The following is a 17,464-nucleotide window of genomic DNA, read 5'->3' as shown; positions in this document are numbered from 1 at the left end:
AGCAGCCGCTTCATCGCACCATCATCGCACTCGGGCGACACGATCAGAAGGGCGGCTGGGCGAGTTCGTATCGCCGCCGGGTGACGGCTCGGTGTTCACGCCAGCGCTCGCGGAGTTCGGTGGCGTGCGGTGGCGGCGCGTAGGCGTCGGGCAGGTGCTGTTCCCACCAGGTGGGTTCATAGAGCAGGTCGAGGGCTTCATTGTCGGGGAGTTCGTCGGCGAACGATTCCGGCACCGGAGTCTGCACCGGCGTGGCGGGCTGCTCGACCGGGAGGCCCGCGACGGCCCCGGTTACCGGCGCGGTGATCCTGGCTAGTCCGCTGTGGCTGCGCCAGAGCACAGCTCCGCCCCCGAGATTCGTGCACGACCACCAACGCCGGGTCTTGAGTTGATGATGACGTTTACACAGCGGCTGCAGATTGCCCGCGATCGTCCATCCACCCCGCGCCGGGTTGTCGTGGTCGAACGGGACTTGGTGATCGACTTCGCAACGCCGCGACGACACCGTGCAACCCGGGAACGTGCACGTCGGAAACGCCGCACGCACCAGATCTGCCGTGGCTGTCGAGGGCCGATAGGTCAGTGCTCCCGGTGGGGGAACCGATTGGCCGCCATGCCCATCCGGTACCGGCACCGGTCGATCGCGCATCGAGCGCGCGATCCCGTCCAGGCGCGCACCGATGCCGATCGGGGCAGGCAGGACGGGATGCGGCGCATGCTTCGGCGGTAATCCCTGCCGGTGTTTGCGTCCGCGAGCGAGGAAATGCACGACCGTGTGATCGGGATCGGGATCGGGCTGCAACTCGGGACTGCCGCGCAATGTGTCGGCGAGCCCGCTCATCTCGGTCAGGATTGCCTGCCAGGTCGCGTCCTCGGCCAGGGTCCGCACCAACTCCGGATCCAGCGGCGACCCATCCGGGAGCGTCCCCGGATTGCGCGCGAGTCCGAGCAGGGTCTCGATATCGACCAGGATCTGCAGCAGATGCCCTCGCCGCGGGCCGGTGGACAGTCCGGCCCGGGGGCAGGCATCCGTGCCGCATTGGCATCTCAGCACCGCTTCCCCGTGCAGCAACGCCAGCAGCGCATCCGCGCGCCGATTTGTCCATGCTGCGCGGATCACCCGGGCACACACCACCGGCCAGCTCCTCGATCAACGCCGCCGCCTCAGCACCCTCCAGATCGGTCAGGCAGGCCGAGAGCCAGGACAGTCCGTTGTCCCCGCGGCGCACATACACCTTGCGCTCGAATCGACGCTTGCCCGCACGCACCTCCGCCGCCTCGTCCGGTGCGATCGCCATCCACGCCCGCCACACCGCCGCGCGCAGCGGACCCGGTGTCAACCGCGTTGCCGCGGCAAGGACTTCGCCCTCCACCGCGGTGACCGTCGCGTCGCACGCGTCGCCCAGCACCGCCGCGATGGTGCGGGCCTTCGCGTAATCCAGGTCCCCGGCGCGGAACACCGCATCGATGCGCGGTGCCCGGAAGTACAGGAACTGCGCGGTATCCACCATCGCGTTCGCCGAGGCATGCGAACAGCCCAGCGCGACCGCGACTTCCGCGAGCGCCGAACACGATTCGGCGAACGCGTCCGCACCCTCGCACGTCGCCGCGGCACTCAACCGCTCGTCCACCAACTCCGCGGCCGCGTGCACCATCCGCGCCGTCGCCGCATTCGCCTGCCGCCGGCACTCATCGAGCACAGCCAGCCGCGCATCCGGGACATCGATCAGCTCCCGCGAAGCGACAGCTACAGACCCGAACATGTGTTCTATCCTAGCTAATAGGACACTGCCCCACAAGGTTTCGATACACCGCACACGCCAACGAATCTGCTCGAACTAACTCACCGCGCGAATCGTGCGCCGCAGCCCGCTGGCTCGTAGCACCTGCCGACCGACGGCGAAGCGCACCGCTTCGGGGGTTCCGATCACCCGAACATGCCTGCGCGCCCGGGTAATTGCCGTGTAGAGCAGCTCTCGGGTGAGCAGCGACGACGATTCCGGCGGCAGCAGCACGGACACCGTGTCGTACTGACTGCCCTGGCTGCGATGGATCGTCATTGCGTAGACGGTCTGCGCTGCGGGCAGCCGCGTCGGATGAACGTGCACCACGTCCTTGCCCCGTGCGAACGCAGCAGTAAGTTCGCCGTCTGCGCGCCGGACGATAACTCCGGTGTCGCCGTTGTAGATTCGCAGCTCGTGGTCGTTCGTGGTCACCAACAGCGGCTGACCGGGGAACCAGCGTCCGGGCGTGGGTCCGCGCCCCGAATCGGTAGCGATCCATTCCGTGGCTCGCCGCGCCCACTGGTCGACGCCGTGCGGGCCGTGCCGGTGTGCACACAGCAGCCGATGCTGCTCGAGCGCGAGCAGTGCCTCGCCGGCATCCCCGTCCTCGGCGGCATCGGTCACCAGTTTCGCGGTATCCACCAGATCCCGACGAAGATCCGCCACATCGTCGGCCGGATGCAACGACACCTCGTCCGCACCACTCTGCAGCACCTCGATCGCCCGATCCGCGTTGCCGTCCCGCACCGCCACCGCGAGATCGGCGATCGCACCACGGAACCGACGACCGCGGCTGAGGCGAACGATGCCGCCGCGCAACCGATCCCGTTCCCGCCGTCCCAGTGCCGCCTCCTGCGGATCGTCCCCGCCGTCGAGATCCGCGCGCACCAGTTCGTCGGCAACCGCGTTCGGCAGCGCCCGAATCGGCCGTCCCACCAGGTCGGCCAGTACCGCGCCGGCATCCACGGAGGTCAACTGGTCCGGGTCGCCGACGAGCAGCAGACGGGCATCGGGGCGGACGGCCTCGAGCAGGCGGCACATCATCGTCAACGACACCATCGAGGTCTCGTCGACCACCACAACGTCGTAGGGCAGTCGATTGTCCTGGTCGTGGCGGAACCGGGTCCGGCTTCCCGGCTGCCAGCCGAGCATGCGATGCAAGGTGGCCGCGGACAGATCCGGCGGCAGATGCAGGTCACCCGCCTGCTCGCGAACCGACTCTTGCAGCCGCGCCGCCGCCTTACCGGTCGGCGCGGCCAGTCCCACGCGCAGCCGGGACCCGGACAGCTCGGTCAACAGCGCCAGAATCCGTGCCACCGTATGGGTTTTCCCGGTTCCCGGACCGCCCGCGATGATCGTCGTCCAGTGCGCCGCCGCCAACGCCGCCGCCACCCGCTGCCGATCCGGCGCCGGAGCCGGCTTGCTGTCATCGTTTCCGTCCCGGAACAGCGTCTCCAACGCCGCCGCAACCCGCACCGGATCGACCTCGGGATGGGAGCCTGCCCGGTCGTCGAGGATCCGGCGGATCGTCTGCTCCTGCCGGAAGTAGCGGTCCAGGTAGAGCAGCGCGCCCTCATCGGTGTCCACCAGGCGCAGCGGTCGCAGCGTCCCGTCGGCCGGATTGGCGGCACCGATCACCAATGGGCTGCGCCGCAGCGACGCGATCACCTCGTCCACATCGGGCCATGGCAGCGTCGTCACATCGATCTCGGAATCTTCGTCGAGGGACACGTCGGCGAACCGATTCAGGTCCAGGCACACCGATCCAGCGCGAACCGCGCGCACCGCCAACGCGACAGCGAGCAGCACCGCCTCGGACCGCTCCCCCGAGAGCCCGCGCAACCGAGACGCCACATGCACATCGGCAGCGGCGAGCACTCCCGCGTCGTTGAACGTGCGCAACACCCCGGTGCCGCGCTGCGCGAGTTGAGCCTCGGTCATGATCCCGCCAACAGGTCGGAGAGGGAACACACCAGCGCGGCAGGCACGTCCCATTCGAACACACCCGCTCCGGCGGGGGTGTCCGGACCGACCATGCCGCGCACGAACAGATACCTGGCCCCACCGAGGTGCTCCGCTGGGCGATAACTGGGCATCCGCCAGCGCAGATACCGGTGCAGCGCGACCAGGTAGATCAACGCCTGCAGCGGATAGTGGGCACGCAGCATCTCCTCGGCCATGCGATCGGGCGTGTAGTGCTCGACCGTGAGATCCCCGAGGCCCAGCCGGTTGGTCTTGTAGTCGACGACGAGGAAACGTGGTCCCGACACCCTCAGGACCGCATCGATGCTGCCGGTCAGGAAGCCACGCAGCGGCACCGGTTCGAGCGTGTCGAGCCGGTCGGCATAGGCCGCCATCGGATCGTCGGAGCCCAGATGGTCACGCAGCAACTCCGCGATCGCGTGCACCGTCGCCGCATTCGTCAGCGGCGCATCGCCACCCGCCAACGGAATCTCGAAGTCCAGCTCGGGCAACCGATCCGATGCCGCAATGTCCGCCAACGAGCCGCGCGCACCACCGCTCCAGTCGAACGGGGTGCGCAGCACCGGGTGCAGCGCGACGGCCAGCGCGTCCGGATCGACCTCGGCCAAGCGAGCGGCGACCACCTCCCGGCACCGCGCAACGAGTTCGGCGGGCAGATCGGGCGCCTGCGGATCGACCAGTTCGAGCACCTCGTGCACGAGCGTTCCGAACGCCGCGCCACCCGGCAACTCGTTCATCGGGGACGGGACACCGCCCCCGACGTCCGCGACAATCGGTTCGTCCTCGGGCTCGTCGGTCTTCCCCGGCGATTCGGCTTCGCTGCTCACGCCGGGTGTTTCGTGTGCGGCAGCGGTCAGTGCCGAGTAGGACGTGCGACGCCACGCGAAATCGAGTTCGCGATCGAACGCGGCGGCAACGAGCGTGGCCGGGGCGGGCTCGGCCGGGGACCACACCCGGGCGGGACGGACCTCGTCGGGAACGGGCTCGACCGAAATCAGCCCGGAGGCACCGGCCGCCCAACTCGACAGGTCCGCGGCAACGACGGAATCGGCAGGCACCTGAGCACGCCCGGGGATTCCGGAGCTACCCGGCGGGCGGCCGAAGATCATGCGGTGCAGGGGCGAAGCCGCCGTGCCCGACGACGGTGCCCACCAGATCACCACCTGGCACATGGCGCGGGTGAGCGCAACATAGAGCAACCGCAACGCCTCGCCGGCATTCTCCTCGTCGTGCCGCAGGCGGCGGTCGCGATGGTCGCGGGCACGGTCACCGCCGACATCGAGGACCCGACGGTCGTCATCGTCGTGGAAGAGCAGCGTCGCCAATTTGAACGGCTTCGCCGGATCCCAGGCGAATGGCAGGTAGACGATCGGGTACTGCAGCCCCTTGCTGGTGTGCACGGTCGCGATCTGCACGGCCTCGGCGTCGCTGTCGAGCCGCCTGATCCGGTCCGAGGAACTCTCGATGGTCGGGTCCGCGACACGGTCGGCAAGCCAGCGCGACAGCGTGGCCAGCCCCGCGGACCGCTCCACCGCGATGCGGTTGAGCAACTGTGCGACATGACGCAGATCGGTCAGTTCCCGCTCGCCGGACTCGATCGACAGCAGTCGATCCTCCAGACCCGATTGCGCCGCAAGCCGTTCGAACAGTGCAGCGAAACCCGCGTGCACGAACAGATCGGCCAGCGCGACCAGTTGCGTTCCGACCTCGGCGACCAGTTCGTCACCGCGCCGGTCGAGATCGGTTGCCGTCCAACCCAGCAGGGATGTCAGTGCCGCCCGCCGTACCCGGTCCGCGCGGTGTGGCTGTTCGAGTGCTTCGAGCACCCGAACCCAATCACCGGCACCGGCGGTCGCGAACACGCTGGTGCCACTAGCCATCACCGAGGCGACGCCCACCCGGTCCAGCGCGGCGCGCATCTCCTCGGCGCGGGCGCGAGTGGGCACCAGGACGGCGATATCGCCCGGTCCCACCGGATGTGGTTCGTCGAGGGACAACTCGACAGCGCTGTCGAGCAGCGCGACGATATCGGCGGCGACGTCCTCGATAATGCGTGGCCGCAGATTATCCACCTTCGGGAACCCGCTACCGGTCAGCTCCCCATAACCGTCCCGTCCCAGGTAGCGCAGCCGTACCGGCGGCACGCCCGCCATCCGCGACGAAGCGAGCGCCGACTCGATCGGGTGCACGACGATGTCCCGATGACCGAGCGCCGCATTGCCGTAGAGATGGTCGAGGGCCTGCACGAGACGCCCGTCGCTGCGCCAGTTCTGGGTCAGCTCCAGGTGATTGTCGGCGGCGCGGACAGCTTGCAGATAGCTGAGCACCTCGGCCCCGCGGAACGCATAGATGGCCTGCTTCGGGTCACCGACGAGGACCAACGCGCTGTGCCCGTGAAACGCCAGCCGCAGAATTTCCCACTGGAGTGGGTCGGTGTCCTGGAATTCGTCGACCAGCACAACCCGGTAGCGGGCCCGGACCCGATCGCGCGCTGCTGGTCCGTGTTCCGGGTCCGCGAGCACGTCGTGCAACAGGGAGAGCAGATCCTCGTAGTCGCGCAGGTTCGCGGACCGCTTGCGGCGCTGCACTTCCGCGCGGGCGGCCGCGGCGAACGCGACGCGATGCGCGGCAGCAGAGTCCTCGCGTTCACCTTCGGGCACGAGCATTGCCTGCCGGTCAGCTACCGCTGCCGCCGCGACGACGCCCGCGTCGCGCCGGTCGATCGCACGGTCGTCGGACTTGGCATAGCGGGCCAGATACAGGTCATCGACGACCTGGGTCACGAGATCGCCGATCGACTCGACCAACGTCGCTTCCGGCTCGCGTTCACCGGCGAAGCCGAGACCGTCGAGCATCTGCTGACAGAAGCTGTGGGTCGTCGCGATCGTCGCCGCGTCGAAATCCGACAGCGCTTGCACGAGTCGGCGGCGCCGCAGCGCAACCTCGTCGTCGTCGGCGTCGGCGAGGTGGGCGACGAGCGAGTCCGAACTGGCCCGTGCTTTCGCCGGATCAGCCAATTCGATTGCCGTCCGGACAAATCGCTCCCTGGTTCGCTCGCGCAATTCCTGGGTCGCAGCGCGGGTGAAGGTCACCAACAGCAGCTGCGGAACCGTCGCGATCCCCTCGGCCACATAGCGGGCCGCGAGCGCGACGATGGCGTAGGTCTTTCCCGTTCCCGCGCTCGCCTCCAGCACCGTGGTGCCCTCCGGTAGCGGACCGGCGATATCGAAGCGCGTCGCCCGGATCACGAGCGCGTCTCCACCTGTGCGAGGGTTTCGCAGGCGAGCAGCGGCTCCCACAGCCGGCGCGCAAGCACCCCGAATCGAGATCGCTCGGGCCACCACGCGGCCTCGTCGGACTCCGGTGACGCCGCGGCGAAATCGACGAACCGCGGCGCGGGCCCGTAAACGTGGATCAGGTGACGGTCCTTGGCGTCACCGAACGTGTCGTACCACTCCTGGGCCGCGGCTTCCTCGGCAAGCTCGACATCGGCACCGCCGGCACGCCGGTCCGCGTATACCGACGATGCTCCCGTCGCGATCGGCAACGGCGCACACAGTCCGCGGTCGCGCAGTTCGATCAGCCGCAGCAGTTCGGTCGCCGGGTCCGGCGGGATGGCGAGGGTGGATCGCTTTGCCCGCCTGCCCATTCCGCGCCCTGTCACCACCGCGGTCCACTGCGAATCCGGGCGAGCAACGGCGAGTGCGAGCAGTCGGACCCAGGCCTGGAGCCGATGCTTGGCGGCAAGCCGAGAATACGAACTGCGCGCGAGCACGGTGCCGTGCACACCGGTGACCGTGCCACTCAGGCGGCGCCCGCCGCCGAGATCGACGTCGACATCCAGGGATTCGGGTACCCCGGCATGAACCGGCAGGCAAAGCTCGGCGAGCATGTCGACGGTCCGCTCGATGTCGTCGTAGGCGTCGCGACCGAGCCGACGCGGGGGCAGCGTGCCTCGGCGCCACTCGGTGTCGCGGAACGCACCGGGCTCCACGCCGGTCAGCCGGGCGGTGAGCATGCGGTCGCCGATGTCCCATTTGTCGAGGCCGCCGAGGTCGATGGCGAGCGCGTCGGGAATGTCGTCGTCGACGTCGGGAATGCGAATCCCCAACCGCTGCCGCAGGAAACCCTGAGTCGGGTGCACCACGAAGTTCACCAGGTCGTCGAGGTTCACATCTGCGGGTGTGCGCGCGGGCAGCGGCGCCGGCAGAAACTCCGGCAGCGGGATCGGCGTGCGCATACTGGCCTGGGCGCCGGCCAGGGCCGAGCGGTCGAAGCTGAACGGCTCCGGCGCGCGGAAGTTGCGTGGGTCGAACGGCTGCAGCGGGTGCCGGTGCACTATCTCCCCGAGTTGGGTTGCACCGACGGTCCGTTCGAGAACATCGATCACCTCGCTGAGCGGGATGGCCGGTGGGCGCGGGCTTCCGGTCACCGGGTCGGCACCGGTGAAGAACAGCAGCAGACGTTCACCCGCGGACATGATCGCATCGAGCAGCAACTGGCGGTCCTCGCTGCGCGGGTCGCGCTCGCCGAGCATCGGATCCCGGGCCAGGACGTCGTCGCCGTCGACCGCACCGGTCCGCGGGTACACCTCGTCGTCGAGGCCGAGCAGGATCACGACGCGATGCGGTACCGAACGCATCGGCACCATCGTGCAGACCGTCAGCTCGCCGGTGCGGAAGTTCGATCGGGTGGGTCGCCCGGACAACCGCCCGACGAGCAGTGCCCGCATGTCGGCGAGCCGCAACTCGGTGTCGCCGCCCTGCTCGAGCGCCTCGGCGATCTCCCGATTCGTTTGGGCGCGTTGCCAACTCTGCGAGCCGGGGACGTCGGTCAGCAGATCGAGTCCAGAGCGGATCGCCTCCCGCCAGGCGTGCGCCGATTGGGTGGCGGAAAGCTTGCGCACCGTCACGTCGAGCCGATCGATGTACTCGGCGAAGCGCCCGGCCAGATCGATGTCGTTGCTGTCGACGTCATCGAGTGGGAGCGCGAGCCCGAGCCACTCCCCTGCCGTCTCATCCGCGGTCGCCCCGAGCAGCACCCGGTCCAGCGCCGCACGGAAGGTGTTCTGCGGAAAGTCGCCGAGCCCGAACGCGGACCGCTGGATCATCGCCAGGCCCCACCGGGCACCGGACTCGGCGGTCCACTGCGCCAGCCGCTCGAGATCGTCGTCGCTGAAACCGAATCGGGTGCGGACCGGCGTCGCCGCGGCGAGGTCGAGCACCTCGGTCGCCGTGATCCGCCCGTCCGCGATGGTGAACAGCACGTCGAGCACGGCCAGCACATCGTTGGTTTGATGCAACGCGCGATCGGCAAGCCGAACCCGCAGTCCGTGTGCGGGATGAACCAGCACACCCTGCCCGAAGCTGGCCCGGATCAGCGGTGCATAGGTTTCGATGTCTGGGCACATCACAATGACATCGCGCGGTTCCAGAGTCGGATCGTCGGCGAACAGGTGCAGCAGGCATTCGCGCAGCACCTCGACCTGCCGCGCCGGTCCGTGACAGACATGCACCTGCACTGTCGAGTCGGGCCCGGTCGTGGCGCGCACGGTGTCGTCGGTGGTGATCGCGTCCTGGATCCGGCCGAGAAGTGTCTGCGGCGCGGGCGGCGCGGGGTGCGCAACATCCTCGAACCCGGCGGCGCGCGACCGGAACTGCAGTTCCCGCACGTCGCGGGCCAGACTCGCGAGGAGTGGATGGCTCACCGCGAGCGCACTGTCGTCATCGCGACGACGCCGCGGAATCGTGAGCCGCGACAGGCGATCCCACATCGCCGGACTCGGATGCGGGACCCAGAGATGGACGTCGCGGTGTACGCCGAGCGCACCCAGCACCTCGAGTTGGTCGGTGGTGAGTCGGGTCGCGCCGAACACCGACAGCCGAGTCGGCAGGTCGAGCAGTTCCGGCTCGGCGGTCAGCCGCGCACGCGTGTCGCCGAGCCGCTCCGCCGGGCTGGGCACGCCGATGCGGTCGCGCAATACCCGCCACAGCATCGCCTGCCAGCGCAGGTCGTCCGGCAACGGCGCACCCGCACCGTCGGTGTCGGCCCCGCGTACCCAGTCGAGCATCAGCGCAGGCCGCTGGGCCGCGTAGCTGCGAAAGAGCCGATCCAGTTGCAGTGCGGTCGCGTACCGGCGACCCCGCCGCCGCTGCCCGTCCGGAGCGGCGTCGGTACCGAGGTGGCGGGCCAGCACCGCACACCACGGCTCGGTCAGCGAATCGTCGATCGCGGCGAGCAACGCCCACACCGTGCGCGACGGCGACCACGGGTCGTCATCGGGGTCGAGACCAAGACTACGAGCGACGGCCGTCTCCACAAGGCGTGCCGGCGCGGGGAAATCTATGTTCGCGGCGATCCCGTCGCCGTTGGTCGCCCCGAGTCGAGCCGACAGCTGCTGGTTGAGCCAGCGCTCGACACCCTTGGCCGGGACGGCGATGACCTCGCGGGCGAACGGATCCGCGAGCGGTTCCGCCAGCAGGTCCGCGAGCGCGGTCGCCAGCGTGTCGCAACGCTGCGCACGATGCAGCTTCAACAACGCCCGCACCCTCCCCGTCCGCGATCGCCGTTCCGCTGTTGCGGCTCGGGTTTCGATCCTAGGTGAGACGACCGACAGCCGATTCGCTCATGAGCAGGCGGCGCGGCTGTTGTTGGGGGACGATGATCGCGACCCGCCAAGGGCCGCTCGTCCTCACTCGCGTTCGTGTTTCAAAGGAGATCGGCGTGCGTTATCGAATATTGGCGACCTTCGCCTTCATCGCGGCACTGTTCACCGGGATGGTCGCCGCCCCCGCATCAGCTCAAACCCTCCCCACCGTTGTCCTGGTGCACGGCGCATTCGCCGATGCGACAAGCTGGGACGGTGTCGCCGCGGACCTTCGTGCTCGCGGGTATCGGGTGGTGACGCCGGACAATCCGCTGCGCGGCCCGACCTACGACTCGGGCGCCGTTCAACACACCCTCGACACAATCTCGGGACCGATCGTGCTGGTCGGCCACAGCTACGGCGGCATGGTGATCACCCAGATCAAGGATCCCGATGTGAAGTCGCTGGTCTATATCGCCGCATTCGGTCCCGCCCAGTACGAGCCGGTGATGCTGCAACTGGATCCGATCCGATACCCCGGCAGCCAGTTGCTCCCGCCCGCACTGCAGGTGAAGGTCGTCGACGACGCCACCGTGCCGGGCGGCAAGAACGTCGACGGCTATGTCGCGCCCGAGTACTTCCATTCGGTGTTCTGCCAGGACGTCAGTGATGCGACCGCGGCGACGATGTATGCACATCAGAAGTCGGCGGCCCTGTGGTCGAATCTCGAACCGAGCGGCCCGCCGGCATGGGCGAACAAGCCCAGCTGGTACCTCGTCGCCGGGCAGGATCGCGTGATCCCACCCGCATCGCAACGGGCGATGGCGAGTCGGATGAAGGCCGTGACGACCGAAGTCCCTGCCTCGCATGCCGTGCTGGTGTCGCAACCGAACGCAGTGGCCAACGTCGTGGTGGCGGCGGCCAAGTAGCGGAACGCAAAGCGAGCGGGCGCGTTGCGGGATATCCCGCGGCGCGCCCGTTTTCGTTGTCGCGACATCCATACCGCTGGTGCCGCACACTCGACATATGCCGGATGCCATCGAGCGCGCAATCGCATTGTGGGCGGGCGGTCCCCCAGCAGGAACTGGCGCCGAGGAGACCTTCCGCACGGCCTACACCGACCCGGTGCTGATCAACGGCACACCGACGACAGCGGCGGAATTGGTCGCGCGCGCGAGGTCGACGCATGCCGCTCTCGCGGATCTCGAATTCGAGATCGTCGAGCGGATCGACGACGGCGCCAAGAGTGCGGTGGTGTTCCGGCAGTCCGGCCGTCACATCGGCACGTTTCCCGGCGACGACCCTGTGCCGCCGTCGGGTGCGACCGTCACCGGAATCGGGATCGATGTGTTCACGGTCGAAAACGACCGCATCGCACAGATTTGGGTCGTCTCGGAACTCCTCGCCCGGCTCGTTCGCTGACGCGGCGCCGGCCAGCGCGAGGCGTCAGCCGCGGCGGCGCAGCACCACCGGCGCTCCGTCGCGCGGATACGGGATCGTGGTGAAGCTCCACGGCACCTCGTAGTCGGCGGGTAGGCGCCACTCGTAGTGGCGCACCATCGCGTCGATGATCGCCTTCGTCTCGAGCATGCCGAAATGCATTCCAATGCATTTGTGCGCACCGGCCCCGAACGGCATCCAGGCGAACTTGTGCGACTTGTCTTCCCGGCGCGGCTCGGCGAACCGGTCGGGATCGAAAACCTCCGGGCGCGTCCAATATTCCGGCAGCAGATGGTTCACCCAGTGTCCGACGTCGACCAGCACGCCCTTCGGGATGTAGTGCCCGAGGATCTCGGTGTCGTGCACCGACCGCCGCACCAGACCGGGCACCGGCGCGACGAGTCGCATGCTTTCCTTCACCACGAGTTCGAGCGCGGTCATCGATTCCAGCGTCGCGATGTCAATCGGTCCGTCGCCGCGCGCGAGTGATTCCTCGCGCACCCGCTGCTGCCACGCCGGGTGCTTGCCGAGGTAGTAGGCGACCGTTGTGGCGGTCGTCGTCGTGGTGTCGTGCGCGGCCATGATCAGGAAGATCATGTGGTTCACCACGTCCTCGTCGCTGAACCGATTGCCGTCCTCGTCGACGGCATGGCACAGCGCGGCGAAGAAGTCGTTGCCAGACGAAGCACGCTTGGCAGGCAACTGCCGGTAGAAGTACTCCTCGAGCACCTTGCGCCCGTTGACCCCCGCCCGCCATTTGCCGCCGGGGATCGCGATCCGGACGTAGGCGAGCGCCGCATGCGTACACGCCATGAATGCATCGTTGAGCCGCTGCCGCTCGATCCCGACGTCGGCGTCCATGAAAATGTCCGCGGCGACATCGAGGGTCAGCGCCTTGATCGTCGGATACAGCTCGACCGTCCGGTCTGTGGGCCATCGGCCGACCGCCGCGTCGGTGACCCTCGCCAACTCCTCCACATATCCCTCGAGTCGAGGCCGGGTGAACGCCTGCTGCATGAGCCGGCGGTGGAACATGTGCTCGTCGAACTCGAGCAGCAGCAGACCGCGCTTGAAGAACGGGCCGATGTAGAAGTCCCACCCCTGCCCGAACGCCTTGTCCTTGTTCGCGACAACCACCGCGGTCGCCTCGGGGCCGCAGACGAAGACGGTCGGTGTGAACATCGGCTTGGAGTAGCTCACCGGGCCCGATCGGCGGTGCACGTCGAGTTGCTGGGCTGGTCCCCAGCGCAGGTAGGACAGTCCGTGTCCGAGGATCGGTAGGCCGCGGTCGCCCGGGACCGGGCGCAGACCGCTGCCCTGCGGCGGTGCCGCAAGCTCGCCCGTCCGGTTCGGAATCGCGTGCAGCACACGGTCGACGAGGCCATCGCGGGAGAGGCCGACCAGCCGTGCGTTCTCCGGCGGGGTGGCATGCGGTCGGTGTCCGGCGGTGACCATCGCGACCTCCTTGCGACAACGCTCGTTGTCGAGGTTACGCCGCGCGGGACCACCGACCAGGTGATTTCCGGCCACCGCACAGGTCTGCCACTACGCTCGACGACGTGAGCGAACTCGCGCGGCCACCGGCTTCCGTCGGGACGCTGATCCGCGAGTGGCGATCCCGGCGCCGGTTGAGCCAGCTTGCCCTCGCTTCCCGGACCGGAGTGTCCACCCGGCACCTCAGCTTTCTCGAGACCGGGCGATCACAGCCGACGCGCGACATGCTGCGGCGACTGAGCGAGCACCTCGACATCCCGCTGCGCGATCGCAACGCGCTGTTCCTCGCTGCCGGCTTCGCGCCGGCCTATCCCGAGCATCGACTCGCCGACGTGCCGATGTCCGCGGTCACCGACGCGATCGCACAGATCCTGCGCGGGCACCTGCCCTATCCCGCCGTCGTCATCGACCGGCACTGGACGCTGATCGACGCGAACGACGCGGTGTTCACCTTCCTCGACGGGGTGGCGCCGCACCTGCTCGAGCCGCCGGTGAACGTGCTTCGGCTCAGCCTGCACCCCGATGGCATGGCCCCGCGGATTCGCAACCTCGGGCAATGGCGCACCCACCTGCTCGACCGGTTGTGGCACCAGGTGACCATTACCGGCGACGACCGGCTCGCCCAGTTGCACCGGGAACTGCAGACGTACCCGGCGCCGTCCGGCGAGGCCGCGGCGCCGACGAACGCGCTGGTGGTACCACTCGAACTGGCAACCGCTGACGGCGACACCCTGTCGTTTCTCAGCACGACGACGGTGTTCGGAACCCCGCTCGACGTGACGGTTGCCGAGCTGGCGATCGAAGCCTTCTATCCCGCCAACGGTGTGACGCGGCTATCCATCGCTACTCGAATTAACTCGGTGCCGAGCAGTGTTGGATAGGTTGACACGCCTTCTTCGCGGACGAGTACTACCGTTTGTTGGGAGCTGTCCCGGCGCGGAGCCAGCGGATGCGCCATTTGTCAGTCCGAGCGCGATCGAGAATGAGGAGCACCGAAATGACCATCCAATCCGCAACTCCACGACGGCACCACGTCGTGATTGTCGGATCAGGGTTCGGCGGCCTATTCGCGGCGAAGCACCTCAAGCGCGCCGACGTCGATGTCACGCTCATCTCGAAGACCTCGAGTCACCTGTTTCAGCCGCTGCTCTACCAAGTCGCGACCGGCATCCTGTCCGTCGGCGAGATCGCGCCCTCGACCCGTCTGATCCTGCGCGACCACAAGAACACCCAGGTGCTGCTCGGTGATGTCACCAACATCGACCTCACCAAAAATGAAGTGACCTCGGAGCTGCTCGGCAAGCAGGCGGTCACCCCGTTCGACAGCCTGATCGTCGCCGCCGGCGCGCAGCAGTCGTACTTCGGGCACGACGAGTTTGCCGACTACGCGCCCGGCATGAAGACCATCGACGACGCGCTCGAGCTGCGCGGCCGCATCCTGAGCTCCTTCGAGCAGGCCGAGCTGGCCACCACCGCGGAGGAACGTGCGAAGCTGCTGACCTTCGTCGTGGTCGGCGCCGGCCCCACCGGTGTGGAGCTCGCCGGACAGATCGCCGAACTCGCCGACCGCACGCTGACCGGCGCATTCCGCAATATCGACACCAGGGACACGCGGGTGATCCTGCTCGACGCCGCGCCTGCGGTACTACCGCCGATGGGCGAGAAGCTCGGCCTCAAGGCGCAGCACCGACTCGAGAAGATGGGCGTCGAAATCCAGCTCAACGCGATGGTCACCGGCGTCGATGCCGACGGCCTGACCGTCAAGGAGAAGGACGGCACCGAGCGCCGCGTCGACGCGATGTGCAAGGTGTGGTCGGCGGGCGTGCAGGCGAGCGGGCTCGGCAAGCTGATCGCCGACCAGTCCGACGGCACCGAGGTCGATCGGGCCGGTCGCGTCGTCGTCGAACCCGACCTCACCGTGAAGGGCCATCGGAACGTCTTCGTCGTCGGTGACCTGATGTCGGTGCCGGGCGTGCCCGGACAGGCGCAGGGGGCCATTCAGGGCGCCACCTACGCCGCCAAGAACATCAAGAAGGAGCTCAAGGGCGCCGACCCCGAGCAGCGCGAACCGTTCAAGTACTTCGACAAGGGCAGCATGGCGACGATCTCGCGGTTCAGCGCGGTCGCCCAGGTCGGCAAGCTCGAGTTCGGCGGCTTCCTCGCCTGGATCGGCTGGCTCGCGCTGCACCTGTACTACCTCGTCGGCTACCGCAGCCGGATCACCACCGTGATCTCGTGGTTCGTCACGTTCCTCGGTCGCGGCCGTGGCCAGATGGCCTCGACTCAGCAGTGGGTGACGGCGCGGCTCGCGCTCGAACAGATCGAACGCGAGAAACGCGAGGCCAAGGCCGCAGGCAAACCGCTCGATTCGCCGGCCACCGCGCAGCTCGAGGCGGCGGCGGAGCGGGAAAAAGCCGGATAGCGCCGAACCGACCACCACAACACACGCGCCAATCGATCAGGTCGGCGCGTGTGTTGCGCCCAGGTCGTGCAGCAAGCGGTGCACCACGTCGTCGTGCAGCCGGTAGGTCATCTTCTTTCCGTCGCGTTCCACTGCGACCCAGCCTTGATGGCGCAGCAGTCGCAGGGCCTGCGAGACCGTCGTCGGACTCATCGACAGGGCGGCCGCGAGGTCGGTCACGCAGATTCCGGGCGCGCGGTGCATGCCGAGCAGGATCCGCAACCGGGTGGTGTCACCCAGCAGCTCGAACCGACGCACCCACAGGTCCAGGTCGGTTGCCGCACTGACCGCGGCGCGCGCCTGCTCGACGTGCCCCGCGTCGAAGACGCGCTGATCACCCGCGTCGAACACGCGCTGATCCTCCCGATCCGACATATTCACACCGTATCGGGCCGATGTTCCAGACGCGCCCCCATCCACGTGGTCAGGCTGCCGCCGCCCGCCAACGGGAGTCGCGCGCTGCGCAGGCCCTCGAACTGCGCGGGGCGGGTATCGGGATAGACGAGTTCGCTCACCATCGCCCGCGGCGCGTCCAGTACGTCATCGGTGACGGCGCCGCAGCCCAACGACACCGTGTGCCGCAACAGCGGCCGGGCGTCGGCGTCGGCGACGAGTTCCCCCGTGAAAGCTCCCCCGTTCTCGCCCGACCGGCCCAGCTGGGTGCGTTCGCGCAGTCGCAGCCGAGCCCCGGCACCCAGGCCGACCACGGTCAGCGACGAATGCTCCGCACCGCCCGCGACGACCATCGGCGCCGGATCGAAATCGAGGCAGCCGCCGTCGGCGACGTCGAGCACCCAGCGCGACGAGGACGACAGGCAGCCGCGTGCCGGCAGCGCGATCGTGGCCGCCACCGCGCGGACCTGCAGGTGCGCGCCGGCTTCGACCTCGACGACGAGGTCGATATGGTCACCGCCGAGCGGAGTGGCCGCGGTACCGATCAGGTGCAGCCGGTGCGGTCCGGTCGCGCGGGCATCGAGCCCCCCGCGGGCGAACACCCGCGGCCGCCGGTCACGGCTGGCGACGATGCGGAGCTCAGTTCGCAACTGGTGTGCTCAGCTGTTCGCGCACCCACTCGAGCACCGGCCCGGCGGTGGGGTCGACGGTGAGCGAAATGAGCGCGGTCGGCCTGCCCTCGCGGACCTTCGCGGCGTCGCGTTCCATCACCCCGAGATCGGCGCCGACGAGCGGAGCGAGATCGGTCTTGTTGACCACCAACAGGTCCGAGAACGTGACGCCCGGACCGCCCTTGCGCGGCACCTTGTCCCCGCCTGCGACGTCGACGACGAAAACCTGCACGTCGATGAGCCCGGAAGAGAACGTCGCGGTGAGGTTGTCACCACCGGACTCGACGAGGATCAGATCCAGCGGCGGGTTGCGTTCGATCAAATCGTCGATCGCGTCCAGATTCGCGGTGATGTCATCGCGGATCGCGGTGTGTGGGCAACCGCCGGTCTGCACGGCGGCGATCCGCTCGTCGGGCAGCACCGCATGCTTGCGCAGGAAGTCGGCATCCTCGGTCGTATAGATGTCGTTGGTCAGGACCGCCAGTGACAGGTCGTCGCGCAGCTGTCTGCACAGCGCGGCCACCAGCGCGGTCTTACCCGAACCGACCGGGCCCCCGACGCCGATGCGCAACGGTTCGCCGGGGCGGCGGACCCGACGCGGTCTGTCGTGGATGTGCGCGTGCGGCTCGCCGTCGAGCAGGTGCGGTGGCAT

12 protein-coding genes and 1 pseudogene are annotated in these 17,464 nt (G+C 68.4%); 4 read left to right on the top strand and 9 right to left on the bottom strand.

Going from position 1 to position 17,464, the window contains the following annotated elements; all coding sequences use genetic code 11:
• Positions 1 to 43: 43 nt before the first annotated feature.
• The 5 genes and pseudogenes from OG921_RS14610 to recC all read right to left on the bottom strand — a co-directional run bounded on the left by OG921_RS14610 (position 44) and on the right by recC (position 10,305).
• Positions 44 to 1,135 carry an HNH endonuclease signature motif containing protein gene (locus OG921_RS14610; RefSeq protein ID WP_266113169.1) on the bottom strand — a complete coding sequence of 364 codons (1,092 nt, stop codon included), beginning with the start codon at positions 1,133 to 1,135 and terminating at the stop codon, positions 44 to 46.
• 28 nt (positions 1,136 to 1,163) lie between these two features.
• Positions 1,164 to 1,655 (bottom strand): annotated as a pseudogene (locus OG921_RS26715) (DUF222 domain-containing protein); the annotation flags it as partial.
• A gap of 183 nt (positions 1,656 to 1,838) precedes the next feature.
• The gene (gene recD / locus OG921_RS14600; RefSeq protein WP_266113167.1) at positions 1,839 to 3,725 is read right to left on the bottom strand and encodes an exodeoxyribonuclease V subunit alpha; all 1,887 of its coding nucleotides are present in this window, start codon (positions 3,723 to 3,725) and stop codon (positions 1,839 to 1,841) included.
• The gene (locus OG921_RS14595; RefSeq protein WP_266113166.1) at positions 3,722 to 7,015 is read right to left on the bottom strand and encodes a UvrD-helicase domain-containing protein; all 3,294 of its coding nucleotides are present in this window, start codon (positions 7,013 to 7,015) and stop codon (positions 3,722 to 3,724) included. The genes recD and OG921_RS14595 overlap by 4 nt, the downstream gene beginning before the upstream one ends.
• On the bottom strand, positions 7,012 to 10,305 hold the full coding sequence (recC, locus tag OG921_RS14590) for an exodeoxyribonuclease V subunit gamma (protein WP_266113165.1): 3,294 nt from the start codon (positions 10,303 to 10,305) through the stop codon (positions 7,012 to 7,014). Before recC ends, OG921_RS14595 begins: the two co-directional genes overlap by 4 nt.
• A gap of 239 nt (positions 10,306 to 10,544) precedes the next feature.
• Here recC and OG921_RS14585 point away from each other — a divergent pair, with 239 nt between their 5' ends.
• A complete protein-coding gene (locus OG921_RS14585) occupies positions 10,545 to 11,282 on the top strand; it encodes an alpha/beta hydrolase (RefSeq protein WP_266113244.1) in 738 nt (245 codons plus the stop codon).
• Positions 11,283 to 11,379: 97 nt separating this feature from the next.
• On the top strand, positions 11,380 to 11,775 hold the full coding sequence (locus OG921_RS14580; RefSeq protein ID WP_266113164.1) for an ester cyclase: 396 nt from the start codon (positions 11,380 to 11,382) through the stop codon (positions 11,773 to 11,775).
• A gap of 24 nt (positions 11,776 to 11,799) precedes the next feature.
• Here OG921_RS14580 and OG921_RS14575 read toward each other — a convergent pair whose 3' ends face one another.
• The gene (locus OG921_RS14575; RefSeq protein WP_266113163.1) at positions 11,800 to 13,248 is read right to left on the bottom strand and encodes a cytochrome P450; all 1,449 of its coding nucleotides are present in this window, start codon (positions 13,246 to 13,248) and stop codon (positions 11,800 to 11,802) included.
• 104 nt (positions 13,249 to 13,352) lie between these two features.
• Here OG921_RS14575 and OG921_RS14570 point away from each other — a divergent pair, with 104 nt between their 5' ends.
• Together OG921_RS14570 and OG921_RS14565 are read left to right on the top strand one after the other, a co-directional pair.
• On the top strand, positions 13,353 to 14,168 hold the full coding sequence (locus OG921_RS14570; protein WP_266113162.1) for a helix-turn-helix domain-containing protein: 816 nt from the start codon (positions 13,353 to 13,355) through the stop codon (positions 14,166 to 14,168).
• Between the two features lie 116 nt (positions 14,169 to 14,284).
• Positions 14,285 to 15,709: an NAD(P)/FAD-dependent oxidoreductase gene (locus tag OG921_RS14565; protein ID WP_266113161.1), complete on the top strand. Its 1,425-nt coding sequence runs from the start codon at positions 14,285 to 14,287 to the stop codon at positions 15,707 to 15,709.
• 36 nt (positions 15,710 to 15,745) lie between these two features.
• Here the strand turns inward: OG921_RS14565 and OG921_RS14560 are convergent, their stop codons facing one another.
• Genes OG921_RS14560 through ureG form a run of 3 tightly spaced genes read right to left on the bottom strand, consistent with a single transcriptional unit; the run spans position 15,746 to position 17,464 of the window.
• Positions 15,746 to 16,123, bottom strand: coding sequence for a helix-turn-helix transcriptional regulator (locus OG921_RS14560; protein WP_266113160.1), 378 nt, complete (start codon positions 16,121 to 16,123; stop codon positions 15,746 to 15,748).
• A gap of 2 nt (positions 16,124 to 16,125) precedes the next feature.
• Positions 16,126 to 16,791: an urease accessory protein UreD gene (locus OG921_RS14555; protein ID WP_266113159.1), complete on the bottom strand. Its 666-nt coding sequence runs from the start codon at positions 16,789 to 16,791 to the stop codon at positions 16,126 to 16,128.
• Positions 16,781 to 17,464 carry an urease accessory protein UreG gene (gene ureG, locus OG921_RS14550; protein ID WP_266113158.1) on the bottom strand — a complete coding sequence of 228 codons (684 nt, stop codon included), beginning with the start codon at positions 17,462 to 17,464 and terminating at the stop codon, positions 16,781 to 16,783. Before ureG ends, OG921_RS14555 begins: the two co-directional genes overlap by 11 nt.

This window comes from Aldersonia sp. NBC_00410 (genome assembly GCF_026342035.1).
Classification (GTDB): Bacteria; Actinomycetota; Actinomycetes; order Mycobacteriales; family Mycobacteriaceae; genus Aldersonia.
This window is presented reverse-complemented; position numbering and strand designations above follow the sequence as displayed.